Annotated in this window: 9 protein-coding genes; 1 reads left to right on the forward strand and 8 read right to left on the reverse strand. The window is 63.1% G+C overall.

The genetic code is table 11. The features are described from left to right. Positions 1-214 precede the first annotated feature (214 nt). From IVA91_RS05705 to IVA91_RS05715, 3 genes are all read right to left on the reverse strand, one after another. Positions 215-3,943 carry a tetratricopeptide repeat protein gene (locus tag IVA91_RS05705; RefSeq protein ID WP_247421832.1) on the reverse strand — a complete coding sequence of 1,243 codons (3,729 nt, stop codon included), beginning with the start codon at positions 3,941-3,943 and terminating at the stop codon, positions 215-217. Positions 3,944-4,167: 224 nt separating this feature from the next. Continuing rightward, positions 4,168-5,013 (reverse strand): tetratricopeptide repeat protein, encoded by an 846-nt coding sequence (locus IVA91_RS05710; RefSeq protein WP_346015467.1) that lies wholly within the window; start codon positions 5,011-5,013, stop codon positions 4,168-4,170. Between the two features lie 126 nt (positions 5,014-5,139). Next, on the reverse strand, positions 5,140-5,775 hold the full coding sequence (locus IVA91_RS05715; protein WP_247278064.1) for a FecR family protein: 636 nt from the start codon (positions 5,773-5,775) through the stop codon (positions 5,140-5,142). A 378-nt stretch (positions 5,776-6,153) separates the two neighbouring features. Here IVA91_RS05715 and IVA91_RS05720 point away from each other — a divergent pair, with 378 nt between their 5' ends. Next, on the forward strand, positions 6,154-10,308 hold the full coding sequence (locus tag IVA91_RS05720; RefSeq protein WP_247458421.1) for a VCBS domain-containing protein: 4,155 nt from the start codon (positions 6,154-6,156) through the stop codon (positions 10,306-10,308). On the opposite strand, the gene IVA91_RS05725 is transcribed toward IVA91_RS05720, so the two are convergent. From IVA91_RS05725 to fliL, 5 genes are all read right to left on the reverse strand, one after another. Then, positions 10,275-10,520 carry a hypothetical protein gene (locus IVA91_RS05725; protein WP_247421838.1) on the reverse strand — a complete coding sequence of 82 codons (246 nt, stop codon included), beginning with the start codon at positions 10,518-10,520 and terminating at the stop codon, positions 10,275-10,277. The two genes, IVA91_RS05720 and IVA91_RS05725, sit on opposite strands and share 34 nt — an antisense overlap. 600 nt (positions 10,521-11,120) lie before the next feature. After that, the gene (locus tag IVA91_RS05730; RefSeq protein WP_247421840.1) at positions 11,121-11,882 is read right to left on the reverse strand and encodes a flagellar protein FlbB; all 762 of its coding nucleotides are present in this window, start codon (positions 11,880-11,882) and stop codon (positions 11,121-11,123) included. Positions 11,883-11,892: 10 nt separating this feature from the next. Continuing rightward, positions 11,893-12,339 (reverse strand): DUF6468 domain-containing protein, encoded by a 447-nt coding sequence (locus tag IVA91_RS05735; RefSeq protein WP_247421842.1) that lies wholly within the window; start codon positions 12,337-12,339, stop codon positions 11,893-11,895. Beyond that, the gene (fliM, locus tag IVA91_RS05740; protein WP_247278069.1) at positions 12,336-13,538 is read right to left on the reverse strand and encodes a flagellar motor switch protein FliM; all 1,203 of its coding nucleotides are present in this window, start codon (positions 13,536-13,538) and stop codon (positions 12,336-12,338) included. Before fliM ends, IVA91_RS05735 begins: the two co-directional genes overlap by 4 nt. Before the next feature lie 18 nt (positions 13,539-13,556). Continuing rightward, the gene (gene fliL / locus IVA91_RS05745) at positions 13,557-14,057 is read right to left on the reverse strand and encodes a flagellar basal body-associated protein FliL (protein WP_247278070.1); all 501 of its coding nucleotides are present in this window, start codon (positions 14,055-14,057) and stop codon (positions 13,557-13,559) included. Positions 14,058-14,210 lie beyond the last annotated feature (153 nt).

Raw genomic sequence — 14,210 nt, forward strand, 5'->3', positions numbered from 1 at the left:
AGCTTCGCGCGACGGATCCTCTCCACTCCAGCGCTGGCCTCTCCCCGTCATTGCGAGGAGCCCTTGCGACGAAGCAATCCAGACTGCCGCTGCGAAAAGACTCTGGATTGCTTCGCTGAGCCTGTCATCGGACCGCGCTTCGCGCGGGCCCGTGGCTCGCAATGACGGAGAATGCGGCGCTCTCACAGGCCGCGCTTCGCGCGGCATCAGTCCCCTACCGCGTCATCTTGATCTGCCGCACGACCGGGATCGTGGGCAGCGAGCCGGTGTGGTCCGTCTCGTCCTTGGCCTGCGGCGCGCTAGGTGCGCGGGCGGTGGCGTCAGGGAAGCGCTGCTTCATCTCCCGTAGGAAGCCGTCGAGCGTATCGACGCTGGCGGCAAGCTTGGCGATCTCGGCGAATTCGGCGCTCGAGGCCGCGGCGGGCTTGCTGGCGATGTCGAAGGCGAGACGGTCGGCGCTCTCGCTCATCAGCGGGGCGTATTTCTCGCGGAAGCGCGACAGGCCGATCGAATCGTCGGCGAGCGCGTAGCCGACTGCGGCACGGATGATGTCGCTCTTCTCGACCGCATTGAGCGGCTTGAAGTCACGGAAGCGCTCGCCGTAATAGAGCTCGATCTGCTCGGCGGATTCGCGCCAGCGCCGCGCGGCCCAGAAGATATCGGAGCGCAGGCGCAGCACTTCGCGCCCGGAGACGTTGGAGACGATATCGAGCGCCAGATCGTGACGGCCGACGTCGCTCTGCGCCCGCCCCTCCAGGAGGAGGCGCTGCTGCCTGAGCTCGCCGGCGAGATCGCTGATGCGGCTCGCGCGCAGCGCGGTGATCGCCATGTCGGGCTTGCGGTTGGCGAGATAGATCATGGCAAGGCGCGCGGCGACCTGGGCGCGGGCGGCGCCTTCGAGGCGGTGATCGACCTGGTATTGCAGAAGCTCGGCGGCCTGGTCGAGCAGATCGACTGAGGCGAGACGATCGGCGAGACGGCGGATCAGCTCGTCGCCGCGGCGGCCGATCGGTGTGAGCTCGCGGAACTCGTAGAACATCCCGAGCGCCTCGACCGGCGGCAGATCGTCGCCCTTTGGTCCTAAGAAGATCTGCGTGAACAGGTCGGAGGCGAGATCCTGCGCCTGGCGCGAGGCTTCCGCGTTCGGCTGGAGCTTCGTCGCGGTGCGCGCCGCCGTGAGCGCGTCCCGGTAGCGCCCGTTCTCGGCATAGAGCTGCGACAGCATCTGCAGCGTCTTGACCTCGATCGCATCGCCGCGCCAGGTCATCGATAGCGTCTCGAGCTCGCGCAGCGCTTCTTCCTTGCCGATCTCGTCACGCTTCTGGCGCAGCGCGACCTCGAGCTGCTTGGCCTCGGCCGCTGCCGGTCGGTCGCTCGAGGCGACCGCGTATTTGTAGTCGTCGAGCGCATCCTTGTCGTGGCCGAGTGCCTCGGCGAGCCGGCCCCGCAGCACGGCGAAGCCGGGCGCAGCTTCGGGCGAGACGCCGACCACCTCGAGCTCGCTGCGGCGCTTGGAGGCGCCGGCATAGTCCTTCACCTCGAGCGCGGCGCGCATCGCGTCCATCGTCACGATGCGCTGGATGTCGAGCGGCAGCGAGGCGATGGCGAACTCGACGTTCTTGAATTTCTCGCGCGCGTCCGCCCATTTGCCCTGGCGCGCATAGGCGAGCGCCTTCCAGAGCTGGGAATCATGGCTGTTGCCGATCACGGGACTGGCGAGGTCCTTCAGGCCCTGCGCCGGCCGGCCGATCAGGATGTTCGCGATCGCATGCATGATCAGCGCGCCGCTCTCCTCCTTGTTGAGGGGATCGCTCAGCATCAGGTCCGTCACGGCCTTGGCCTCGTGATACATGGCCCGCGACATGTAGAACTGCGCGAGGTCGAGCCGCGGCAGCGACCGCAGCGCGGGCTCGACGGCCGAGATCGCCGTCGTCAGCTCGCTCTGGCGCGTCCAGAAATTCTCCGACTGCCCCTTGCGCCAGCCTTCAGGACTGAAGATCGGGCGCACCGCGGTCGGGGCGCGCTCGGCCGAGATGTCCACCGGCGACAGCGTCAGCCCGCCCTTCTTGCCGAGAATGACCTTGTCGGCGCCGACCTCGACCCCGACCTCGTCGGAGTTCGGCCGGATCGCGATGCCGTGCGCCGATTCCAGCAGCGAGAGATCGACCAGGTCCTGCCGCTTGATGAAACCACGCACCGGCCGCTGCGCCGTGACGACATAGAGCGTATCGCCGGCATCAGGGTCGGTGAGCTTGTGCAGCAGGCCTGGATTGGCGAAGGGGATCGCGATGTTGGCGAGCGCAGGATCGGTGATGTTGCGCGACATCATCAGCGGCAGCGGCGTCGCCTGGATCTTGTCGGCGAGCGTCAATAGCCAGTTGGTCTCCTTGCCGACCTCCTCGCTCGTCAGCGAGTAGACCAGCGGACGGGTGAGGCGGATGTGAACCGCCTGCCCCTTGTCGAGCGGCACGCAACCGACCTCGCCAATCATCGCCCCGCCCTTGCTGCGGATCGCCTCGACATCGATCGGCCTCAGTGTATCGAACACCAGCCAGACCGTATCGCCGCGGCGGAACGCCGCCGCAGGCGTTGCGACCTGAAGCGGGAACGTGACGCGCAGGCCGTCGCTGTCACGGCGCACATCGACGCCGGCAATACCGGGCTGCACAGCCGCCGGCCCCTGCGCAGGAGCAGCTTTCGGAGCTTCCTTGACGGATTCCTTGGCCGGCTCTTTCGCAGCTTCCTTTACAACCTCTTTCGGTGCTTCGGCAGGGGCGGCTTCGGCAACGTGCGGCGCCGGCTTCGAGGCTTCCATGGGCGCTGCCGGAGCGTGCGCAGCCTCAGTCGCGGGCACCGGTTTCGGCGCTTCGACCGTCGGCATCGCGGCGAGCCCTTCCGGCTTCACCTCGGGCTTGACGTCGGGCTTTGCCTCTATTCTGGCTTCACGCGCGATCGTCTCGGACGTCGGCGGCACGATGTCGCGATGAGCGTCCTTCGGCTTCTCGGCCGCCGGCTTTTCAGGCGCAGGCGCAGGTCCGTGAGATGCGGGCTTGACCTGCGCGATCGCCGCCTCGGGGGTCGCCGCCGCTCTGCCCCTGTCCGGCTGGAAGGCGATGTCGACAATATAGTTCTTCTCGTCGCGGAACGAGTGCACGTCGGAATCGCCGATCAGAGCGATCTCGACACTGGTCTGGTCGATGTCGGCCTTCTGCTTGATCGAGGCGACGTTCGGCGGCGCAGCAACGACCGCATCCGCCAGATCGAAATTGAGGTTGGCGTTGAACGCGAGCGTGAGCTTCTGCTCGTTGAGCACGGAGGACACGCCGACGCCGTCGGGCATCTCGAACACGAAGCGGACGAAGGTCGGCTGCACCGAGGCGCGGACGCGGATCTGCGGACGCTTCTTGGCCTCGGCCGCGGCGCGCTGGGCGCGCAGCGCACGTTCGGCGACGCGCGCGCGCTCGGCCAGCTCCTTGACCACCTCCATCGGCAGGCTCGGCGGCGGCCCCTTCCAACCCTCCGGCAACAGGTCGATGAAGGTGCGCTCGCCGGCATTCATGGTGTTGACGGTGACCCGGCGCGCCAGCGACAGGCGGATGGCGCCGCCATCGGGATCGCGCCGGGCGGAGTTGACGTAGTCGGGCGCGCCTTCCGGAACGCGGTCGACGGGAACGTCGACGGACCGGTCGAAACGGATCACGAGAATGGAGCCGGCCGTCGTCACCTCGGAGGGAACGTCCTCGCCGAGCTTGATCACGAGACGGGCAAAACCGCCACCGGCGGAAAAGCTCGCTTCGCCCCTGACAGGATCGGCCGCCCGGGCAGGCGCAGCGAAACCGATCAGCAGGCAGGCCGCGAGCACCGCGTTGCGGATATGACGCGACAGCCCCAGCGCCAGGGCGCGGGCTCGCGATACAAATCCAGCGGCAGCCTTTCGCGCCATTAGCGGCATTTCTTCCGGTCTGACAATCCATGCCGGCAATCGCGCCGGCCGGTGCCGTCGACTGTAGGTCTCGCCAATTAAGGACTTGTTAATGCTATATCTTGATTTGCTGTGGAGAGAGCACGCCTCGTCAAATCGAGCGTGGGCGGTCCGCCAGCTTTGGATTTGAGACGCAGGCGGTTAAGGAATTGTTCACACCTGCCCAACTGCGCTGCCGCCACCAGTCAATCGTTCGAGGGCACTCCATAGCGGGCAAAGTCCTCGCGGATTCCAGCGTCGATTCTTCTTGCCGCCGAAATATCGCTATCGCCGCCAGCTCTGTCGCCGAGCTTGAGTCTGGCAACCCCGCGGCCGTAGAGCGCGCTCGCAAGCTTGGGCATGAACCGCAGCGCCGAGTTGTAATCATCGATAGCCGCGGAGAGTTGCCCCATTTTCAGGTTTATCAGAGCTCGCGAATCGTATGTTGCGGCGTTGTTTGCTTCGAATAGAAGCGCTCTGTTGCAGTCTTCCAGCGCAGCCTGCAAAGCCCCGAGGACGGCCCGGGCCCAACAGCGTCCGCTCCACATCGCCTCGAGATTCGGATCGAGGCGAATTGCCTCGTCATAGTCCTGCGCTGCACGGTCGTACGCATTCCTCTTCAGGTAGGCCGCCGCACGGTTGGCAAAAGCAGCGGCATAGTTCGGGTTGAGCTTGAGCGCCTCCTCAAAAGCGCCAAGGGCCAGGTCGTACGCGCCCGTTCTTAGATAGGCCACGCCGAGGTTGTTGAAGGCTTTCGGATAATTCGGGTTAAGCCTGGTCGCTTCAACGAAATCCTTGATCGCGCGTTCATAGTTGTTTTTGGCGCTGTAGGCATTGCCCCTGTTGTTGTGGGCGACAGCGAAGCCGTTCGCCGTCCCATCGCCGGCATCGATAAAGGCCGTGCAACCATCGATCCGAGCTTCGGGCGACACGCGGTCTGAGCCGTTACACAGTTCAACATTCTTCAGGGAGCTGCCCTTCTTCGGCTTCTGCGCCCAGCCCGACGAACCGGACAGCACAAGGATAACAATGAGCATCACGGCCTTGATCAAACTGGCTCTTGCGGTCATTTCCACACCAGGCGTCCGACTCCGACAGCGAGCGAAGCGCTAATCCTGATCTCTCTGCCCGGCCGGCGCTGCGCGCGCATTACCGCGGCTTCGGGCCAAGCAAAGTTCTCAGCATCCCCGACAGATGTTGAGCCTGCGATTGCTGCTTCGATCAGGCTCCGGCGCCGCGGATGTCGCCGGCTTCTTCAGGAGCTTACTTTTGCCCTCTTCGATCAGGGTCGAAAACTTGACCGACCCATCATCCGAAATCTCGATATGCGGCGTCGTGCCTCGGATTCCCAGCGTGGCGACGGGAGTCTCGACCTTCATGTCGCCGGTCTTTGCGACACTGCCAGCAACGAACGTGAACGTGCCCCTGGCGAGATTGAACAGGGTTGCATTGGAATTGCCGGCCGGCTCATACACATAATGATCCAACACCATACGGGCGTTGCTCGATAGATTGAACGAGCTGCCGTCGGTGAAGTTGATTCCCACTCGGCCATCGGCCCCGGTCAGCACCACATCACCGAGATATACAGGATCACCGGTGTTGGCCCGGCCGGGCTCACTCGAGACATTCGCCTGAACGACCACTGCGCTCGCATGCTCGATGGTGACCCAGCCTGTGGCCACCACCACCTTCCCAATCGGTTTCGATGACGAGGTAGCAAGGGCGGGCTTGGCGGAATCGATTTGCCCTCGAGCCGCACTCGGCAAGAAATTGGCAAGCGCCAAAACAAGGCCGGTTGCCAAAGCGACCATCGTAGGTTTGCACATGATCCCCCCTTTCTGAGAAGATCTTGTCGGCATCGGCGGCGCATTGAAGCCGCGAACGCAGCACAACAAATATAATTGTTGTTTAATTAGTTTAATTGACTTAATTTATATCCAATATTGCGAAAGCGCCACCTATTTAAATCGTTTGTCAATGCAATCACTTTGGCGGGAGGGGCATGTCGGGAATGACAGTACGGCATCGCCGTCCCCGAGAATGCGTCTCTCTCTAGAGCGGATTTGATTATTTCGGCGGGCGAGCCTCGGCTGCCAGCGCCTGGGATATCTGTCCCTTGGCGAGGGTCGCCCTGAGAAGACCATGGCAGCACGCCGAGCCTGAATCGATCACCCAGGCGAGGTCGAACGATGTTAGTTGCATCCGGCATCGAGGTTGGTAACGGGGCCGCCGTGGCCCTGCCCGTCGAAATCATCGGCCATATTCATAAAGTGATCGGTTGCGGTACGCTTACGCGAGCGACCGGCATCGCCACACAGGCGGTAGCTGGTGCGCTTGTCTACCGGGGCGACGTGCTGGAGACCGATGCCGACGGACAGATCACAATTGGCTTCCTCGACGGTACTTTCTTCAACATCGCCTGCGGCACTCGCGTAGTGCTGAGCGAGTTCGCCTTCGACGTCGAAGGCATGTCACCTGCAGCCTTGTTCGACGTGACCCGAGGGAGCTTCAGTTTCGTACCAGGCCGGCTAGTAGAAACCGGGTCATTCCAGCTGAATACCCCCATCGCAGCCATTCGCGCCCGGAGCCACGCGGGCGGCTTCGGGATGCTGACGCTTGCGGCATTGACTTTCTCGACCGCGCAAAATGCCGAGGCCGCGGATCCAGATGTCACATTCTTGGATGACGATTCCATCACTTACAAGGACCTCGCGCACGGTGCATTTGAGCTCGTGACCAAGGAACCGATCCCGCGCCACATCATCGTCGAGGATCCGGGCGAGACGATCGTCCTCAAGAAGGTGGGATCCACCATCAGCGTCAATCAAGTCGCGAACACCGCCGCTCGCATGGACGAGTTGCGCGCCGCGCAACAGGATGTGCTCGCCAATCTCACACAAGGGCAAGGGCCGCATGGCTCGAGCACCCCTCCGTTCGTCAAATCCCAGCCGCTGCAGCCGATCAACTTCGTTCCGCCTGATACGCCGGAGCTGCAGACTTTGCCGATTGTGTTGCCCTTCGCCATTCTGGAGCCTGTGGGACGTCTACCGCCGACGCTCAGCACCGGGGCTGGGCCAGCTGAACGCGACACGGTGGTGTTTGACACATTCACTGCGACAACAGGAACTTTCAGTGCCAGTAGCACCAACGGCGGCGGCCAGCTGACTTTCGGTGTCATCGGGGCGAACGCCGCTCATACGGTCCTGGATGGGGTGACGTACGATCTGTCGAAGACAAGCCCCTACGGGATACTCTACGTCAACAGCACAAGCGGCGCCTATACGTTCGTGCCTAACGACGCTGCGATCAACGCGCTGAAGGCGCCCACGACTGACGGTTTCGTTATCACGGTCTCTGATGGATTCACCTCGGTCAATCAGACGTTCACGGTCACCATTAACGGTGTCAACGACGCTGCAGTGATCTCCGGCACCACGACCGGTTCGATCATCGAGGCTGGCGGTATCGCGAATGGAACGCCCGGCACGCCGATTGCGACCGGCACCCTTTCCGATACCGACGTCGACGATCCGCCCAATACGTTCACGGCCGTGAGCTCGCCAACGACGAGCGCCGGCGGCTATGGCACTTTCACGATGACGGCGGCCGGCGTGTGGGTCTACACCTTGGACAACGCCAACGTCGCTGTGCAAGCGCTCAATGCCGGCGAGACGCTGACCGACAGCTTTACGGTGACCACGATCGGAGGCACCGCCCAGGTAGTGACGATCACGATCCACGGAGCCAGTGACGCGGCGGTCATTTCCGGCACGACGACCGGCGCAGTGATCGAGGCTGGCGGCATCGCCAATGCAAATCCCGGCACGCCCACCGCGACCGGCACGCTCATCGACACCGATGTCGACACGACCGCAAATGCTTTCACGGCAATCGGCTCGCCAACAGCGAGCGCAGCCGGCTACGGCAACTTCACCATGACGGCAGCGGGCGTGTGGACCTACACGCTCGACAACACTAACGGCGCGGTGCAGGCGCTCAATGCCGGCCAGACACTGACCGACACGTTCACCGTGACCACGCTGGACGGATCCGCCCAAGTAGTGACGATCACCATTCACGGCAGCAACGATGCTGCCGTCATTTCCGGCAACACCGCCGGCTCGGTGACCGAGGCCGGAGGCGCTTCCAACGCGACACCCGGCACGCCGAGCGCAACAGGCACGCTCGTTGCGATCGACGTCGACAATACGTCCAATACCTTCACAGCTGTGAGTTCGCCCAAGGCAAGCACGAATGGGTATGGCACCTTTACGATAACCGCCGCCGGCGTGTGGACCTATACGCTCGACAACGCCAACGGCGCGGTGCAGGCGCTCAATGTCGGCGGCGCGCTCACCGACAGTTTCTCTGTCACAACCCTCGACGGCACGCCGCAGGTGGTGACGATCACTATTCAGGGCAGCAACGACGCGGCTATCATTTCCGGCACCACGACCGGCTCAGTGACCGAGGCAGGAACTTTCTCACCCGGCATTCCGATCGCGACCGGCACGCTCACCGATACAGACGTCGACAACGCGCCGAACACGTTCACCGCAGTCTCCTCGCCTGCTGCGAGCGACGATGGATATGGCACGTTCACCATGACGGCGGCCGGCGTATGGACTTACACCCTCGACAACAACAACAGCGTGGTTCAGGCGCTCGAGGTCGGCGACCCGTTGACCGACACTTTCACCGTAACTGCCATCGACGGTACCAGGCAGGCGGTGACCGTCGCCATCCATGGCGCCAGTGACGCAGACCCGAATGACTTTGATTATCTGGCCACCGGATCTGTCGTGATCTCCGATCCACCCAACGTGTATGGGACGCCGGGGCCCGAAACCATCGCGGGCGGCGGCGACACAGGTCAGATCATCTACGCGGGGGCCGGCAATGATACCGTCAATGGCACCGGCAAAGCGGACGTTCTCTATAGCGGCTCCGGCAATGACACGATCAAAGGTAACGACGGGGATGACGCCATCTACGGGGGCTCGGGCAACGATACAATCAACGGCAACAACGGCGGCGACACCATAACTGGTGGATTTGGTGCGGACCAACTCACCGGCAGCAATGGGAACGACCGTTTCGCTTATTTGTTCGTAGCCGATTCCAACGCAAGCCAGTTCGACACCATCACCGATTTCGCATCGGGGTCCGACAAGATCGACTTGACCGCTCTTGGCGCGCTTGGGTTCGTCATCTTGGCCTTGAGCTCAACCAGCACGGCCGTGCCGGCACATACGATCGCCTGGCTCTATGACAGCGCGGCGAATGAAACCATCGTGTACGTCAATCCAACGGACCAGACCCTGCACATCGGCGATTCCGGTCTGCTCGAAATCCATTTGCAGGGGATTGCAACCATCGACGCGTCGGACTTCCTCTTGGCGCCAGCTGCGGCACCTGTGATGGCGGCTGCCAGCGAACCGCTCGACCTCAGCGCAACCGCGCAGAGTGACGCGACGATGATAGCCACTTCCGAGGTCTCGTCCGATTCCGGGAGCGGCGACGGCACGCTATCCGCCAATGGGAGTTCCACGATCCCCTCAAGTGAGGCGACCTACAGCCTGAATTGGAGCTGGGACCAGATCGGACCGACCGAATATTCCAGCCTCTCCAGTTCAGACGACGTGCAAACGCACCTGACCGAACCGCCCCGCAATGACGCATTAGCTCCCTCAGCCAGCGGACTGTCTACGATCTTGCACCACATGGCCGCACCGACGGAGGTCACTTTTATCTTCGATCAGATCGATGTGGCCGACACGGAGACTATCATTGGCAAGAATGGCGAGCTCGCCGGAAGTGCCCACATGCCTGATGTTGCTCTTGCAGCACTGGACATGGCCCACAACCCCGCTGAACAGCACGCCGGGCTTGCGCTGGGGAGCGTTGCCGGGAATCATGGCGCCGCGAGGTCGGAAAACGCTGACAATGCCGCTCTTGCTCACGGCCACACCGGCCATGACGGCGCAGACACGACGCCCAACCCGAGCCTGCTGAAATCGGCTGGCGGCGTCAATCATTCGCCCTCAAGTAAAGCGGCCGACGAGGAGCATGATCCGCACCATGCACCGTCTGGGTCAGCGCCTGCCGATCCCCAGCAGCTCGGCGAATCATTCGAATTCAAGGATGACACTTCACACGGCCGGCGGTCACTGCCCAACGCAGAGCTCGATGATCTTTCTAACCCGGCCGATCATCACGACCACGCTGGAGGGGCCCACGGATCCGAGCTGGTGGCTATGCCTGAACTGTCCCCGCCAAATATTGATCCAACTGACCGGGCAGGTACAGCTCACGGCCACGTGCTGCACGATCTGATCGTGTGACGCCCAACTGCGTCTTCAGTGCTGTTTCCGGTGCCATCCGGCGCGGAGGAGTTCTGTTGATCGAGAGAAGATTCATCATCGTTGCCGTCGACTCCTTCGGGCGGCGCTGCATGCTGATGGCTTAGCGCCGATATCCAGGCGGACGTCATCGCCGCTATGAGGACCCGGTTGACGGCCTCAATTACGCGTTCTGCTGCGGACGAGTAGTTCATGGCCTCCTCCTCCCGCGCTGCTGATTGCGAATGGCCCAAGCCTACGACGATCCCTCGAGTGCCACTGTCCGCTGCTTCACACCCGCGCGCGTCAACTCACCGCAGTCTCAGAAGATGCCGCGTGCGGCAGCTGCACCCGCGACGGGAGGTTGATGTGCTGCATTGATGAGTTGCTGAGCGCGCGCACTCACAACCTTGGAGGCGTTGCGCTTCGCACGCGACTCTGAATCAGATGTGATCTCGGCGATGCGAATCGATTGGTTAGCTTTGGGGGTAATCAATGAGCGGAGAAGCCGGTTGCATTGTGTGTAGCAGGGCAAGAGCGGTCGTAGCGATCGTTCCGATTGCCAGAGGATATGCCCTGAAAGTATATGAATGCTCCTGTTGTCATAGCACGCTGCAGCTCGTGACTCGCGTCACGAAGGCCGCGCTGATCAAGCAGCAGCTCAATACTCTTCCTCGCGTTGAGAAGCAGTTGCGCCCGCCTGTTCGCAGGGTGCAACAGGCGCTTGCAAACTAACCAAGCAAGGGCGTCTCGCTGGGCTGCAGTCGGACAACCGCGCGAACGCAGGTTGCCAAAGCACGCTTCGCCTCGCGCCCTCAATTCGGCTTTTGCGTCGGCTTGCCGTCGATCTTGGGCAGATCGCCGGCCGAGGCGGACTGATCTCCGCCGCCATTGGCCCGCCGGGCCATCTCGACGGTGAGCCGCTCGGCCGCCTCGGGCGACATCAGTCCGAGGATGTCCGACATCTTGCGCGGCGCGATGGCCGAGGCGATCTCGATCAGCACGCCCATCTCGAGCCGGTCGAACACCCGCGCGGCATCCTTCGGCTTCATGCCCTCATACATGGTGACGAGGCCCTTCATGCGCTGGGCTTCGGCCGCCTTCTGCTCGGCCTGGGTTGCGGAGATGCGGGTCTCCACCGCCTTCATCTCCTCGACCTTGTTCTCGATGCGCTTCTCGGCCGACTTCAGCAGGCTCTCGCGAATGTCGATCTCGCGCTGGCGGGCCTCGATCTCCTGGCGGCGCGCCTGCAATCGCTCGAGGATCGCGCGCTCGGCGGCCGAGACCTGCGGCTGGGCCTCGTCCATCTTGATCACGGTGCCTTCGGGCTTGCTTTCGGGAGCAGCCGGCTTCGGCGCCTCCTTGGGCGCGCCATGAGTCGATCCGGTGATGTCAGGATCCTCGCGACCGGTTGGGAAGTTCAGATTCTCCTGCGCCCAGGATTTCTTGGCTTGGTTCGGATTGTAGTCGAACACATAGCCGCCATTGATCGCGAGGCCCGCGACCTTCAGCGTGGCGAGACCTGCGACGGCCACCAGAACGACGGGGATGACGCGGATGTTACGAAAGGACTTCATACCCCTGACTTCATGCGGCAAGGCCGTTGGATCGCCGGCGCTCGGAGAAAGCTTCAGCCGCCGCCGCGACCGCCTTCGCCGTCGTAGGCTTGGCCGCGGGGACGGCAACCGTTTCCGGATTGGTGACGGGACGCGCGGCGGTCGCGATCTTGGACAGGCGCCGCACCACGTTGTCGGCCTCGCCGAGCTGCTTGTGGAGCTGGTCAGACATTTGCGTCGCTGCCGCGAGCTGGCTGCCGAGGTTCTCGTTAACGTCGCGCACGGCGAGCTTCAGTCCGCCGATCGCGCGCTCGGCGATTTCAGTCGCGGTGATCAGCTCGCCGATTACCGCCTTCAGCGAATGCTCGTCCGCCTTCAGCCGCGTCAGCCGCTTGTTGAGCATGACACAATAGACGATCGTCAGCATCAGCAGGATAGCCACCAGCGACTCGATCGCCATTCCCAGGGAGTGGTTCATGGGGCCTCTATCATCTTGTTCTGCTCGTCAACCTTCTCGAACATCGCAAGTGTCGTACTTGGCTTGCGCAGGGGTTTCGTCACCCGGATCGCGACCCGGTCGCCGACCCGGCCCATCCGTCCTTCGGTCAGGGTGACGCTGCCGCAGCGCACCGACACGTTGGCATCCGCGCGCATCTCGAGCGGCAGCGTGTCGCCGACCTTGAGCCGCATCAGCTGCTTGAGCGGAATGTCGGCCTCGTAGAGCACGGCGTCGACGGCGATCTCGGCCTGCACGATCTCGGTTGCGAAATGCCCCTCCCAGACCGGGTCGCGGCCGAACTTTTCGCCCATGAACATCTGGAGCAGGACGCCCCGGATCGGTTCAATGGTCGCGTAAGGCAGCAACAGCTCGATGTTGCCGCCGCGGTCTTCCATGTCGATGCGCAGGCGCACCAGGATCGCGGCGTTGGCGGGACGGCTGATCGCGGCGAATCGCGGATTGGTCTCGAGCCGGTCGATCGTGAAGGTCACTGGGGAGAGCGGCCGGAACGCCTGCTCGGCATCGGCCAGCACCACCTCGACCAGCCGCTTGACCAGCTCGGTCTCGATCGTGGTATAGGGCCGCCCCTCGATGCGGAGCTGGCTGGTGCCGCGGCGGCCGCCGAGCAGCACGTCGATCATCGAGTAGATCAGGTTGGAATCGACCGTCGCCATGCCGAAGTTTTCCCACTCCTCGGCCTTGAACACCGAGAGCACGGCCGGCAGCGGGATCGAGTTCATGTAGTCGCCGAAGCGCACCGAGGTGATGCGATCGAGCGAGACTTCGACGTTGTCGGAGGTGAAATTGCGCAAGCTCGTCGTCAACAGCCGCACCAAACGGTCGAAGACGATTTCGAGCATCGGCAGACGCTCGTAGGAGACCATCGCCGAATCGATGATCGCACGAATGCCGGAGTGGTCGTCGAGCGTGACATCGCCGACGGTGAAGCCGAGGAGATTGTCGATCTCCTCCTGCGACAGCACCCGCTCGCCGGAATTCTTGCCGCTGCCGAGATCGCGGCTGCCGTCCTCGACCATCGCCGCCCATTGCAGGGCCATGGTCTCGGAAAGTTCGTTCTCGGCGGCAGCCTTGGCGGCCTCCGCCGGATCCTCCGAATCGAGCGAGGCCTCCCATTGGGCGGCAATCGCATCCTGGTCCATCTGCTCGGTGCCGGCCATGGCGCTAGCTCATTCCCCTCACTGCACCACGACTTCCTTGAACAGCACCGCGCTGACCTGGATCGGGGCGACCGCCGCGTTGACGCGCTTGGTCAGTTCCTCCTTGAGGCGGAAGATGCCGGCGGAGCCGTTGAGGTCGGAGGGGCGAAGTTCGCGCACATAGGTCTGGAAGATGTCGGTGACGCGCGGCATCGTCGGCTTGATCGCCTCGATCTGCTTTTCTTCCTTCAGCTCCAGCACGATCTTCAACCGCAGATATTGCACGCGCTCGCCGGGCGCGCCGGCGAGGTTGACCATCATGTCGGGAACGTCGACGAAAGCCGGCGGCTTCGGCGGCGGCGCCGCCTCGGCATGGTGCTCGTCGTCGCCATGACGGAAGAAGAAGAACCACGTCGCAGCACCGCCGCCGAGGACGGCGAGCAGGCCGACGGCCATGATGATAAGCTTGAGCTTGTTCTTCGGCGGAGCGGCTTCCGCGCCGTCAGCGGCTGCGCCGCCTTCCGCTTCATTCTCTGCCATGATCGCCGCGCCCGGATCTCTCAAAGGGGTCGAAAGAGCGAAGCCTCAGACAGTGACGCGATACAAATGCCCCAGCGCGATGCGCTCCTCTTCATGGCAAACGCTACGGTAATAATGGTTAACGGAACCTTTCGATTGGGCCTCCGCTAGGAA

The sequence above is a fragment of the Bradyrhizobium sp. 153 genome, from assembly GCF_023073835.1.
Taxonomy (GTDB): Bacteria; Pseudomonadota; Alphaproteobacteria; order Rhizobiales; family Xanthobacteraceae; genus Bradyrhizobium.

What these genes read in the sequence shown, in the direction of transcription:
- IVA91_RS05725 (WP_247421838.1), bottom strand. Translation starts at nt 10,520, where the DNA reads ATGAACTACTCGTCCGCAGCAGAACGCGTAATTGAGGCCGTCAACCGG.
- IVA91_RS05730 (WP_247421840.1), bottom strand. Translation starts at nt 11,882, where the DNA reads ATGAAGTCCTTTCGTAACATCCGCGTCATCCCCGTCGTTCTGGTGGCC.
- IVA91_RS05705 (WP_247421832.1), bottom strand. Translation starts at nt 3,943, where the DNA reads ATGGCGCGAAAGGCTGCCGCTGGATTTGTATCGCGAGCCCGCGCCCTG.
- IVA91_RS05735 (WP_247421842.1), bottom strand. Translation starts at nt 12,339, where the DNA reads ATGAACCACTCCCTGGGAATGGCGATCGAGTCGCTGGTGGCTATCCTG.
- fliL (WP_247278070.1), bottom strand. Translation starts at nt 14,057, where the DNA reads ATGGCAGAGAATGAAGCGGAAGGCGGCGCAGCCGCTGACGGCGCGGAA.
- IVA91_RS05715 (WP_247278064.1), bottom strand. Translation starts at nt 5,775, where the DNA reads ATGGTCGCTTTGGCAACCGGCCTTGTTTTGGCGCTTGCCAATTTCTTG.
- fliM (WP_247278069.1), bottom strand. Translation starts at nt 13,538, where the DNA reads ATGGCCGGCACCGAGCAGATGGACCAGGATGCGATTGCCGCCCAATGG.
- IVA91_RS05720 (WP_247458421.1), top strand. Translation starts at nt 6,154, where the DNA reads ATGTTAGTTGCATCCGGCATCGAGGTTGGTAACGGGGCCGCCGTGGCC.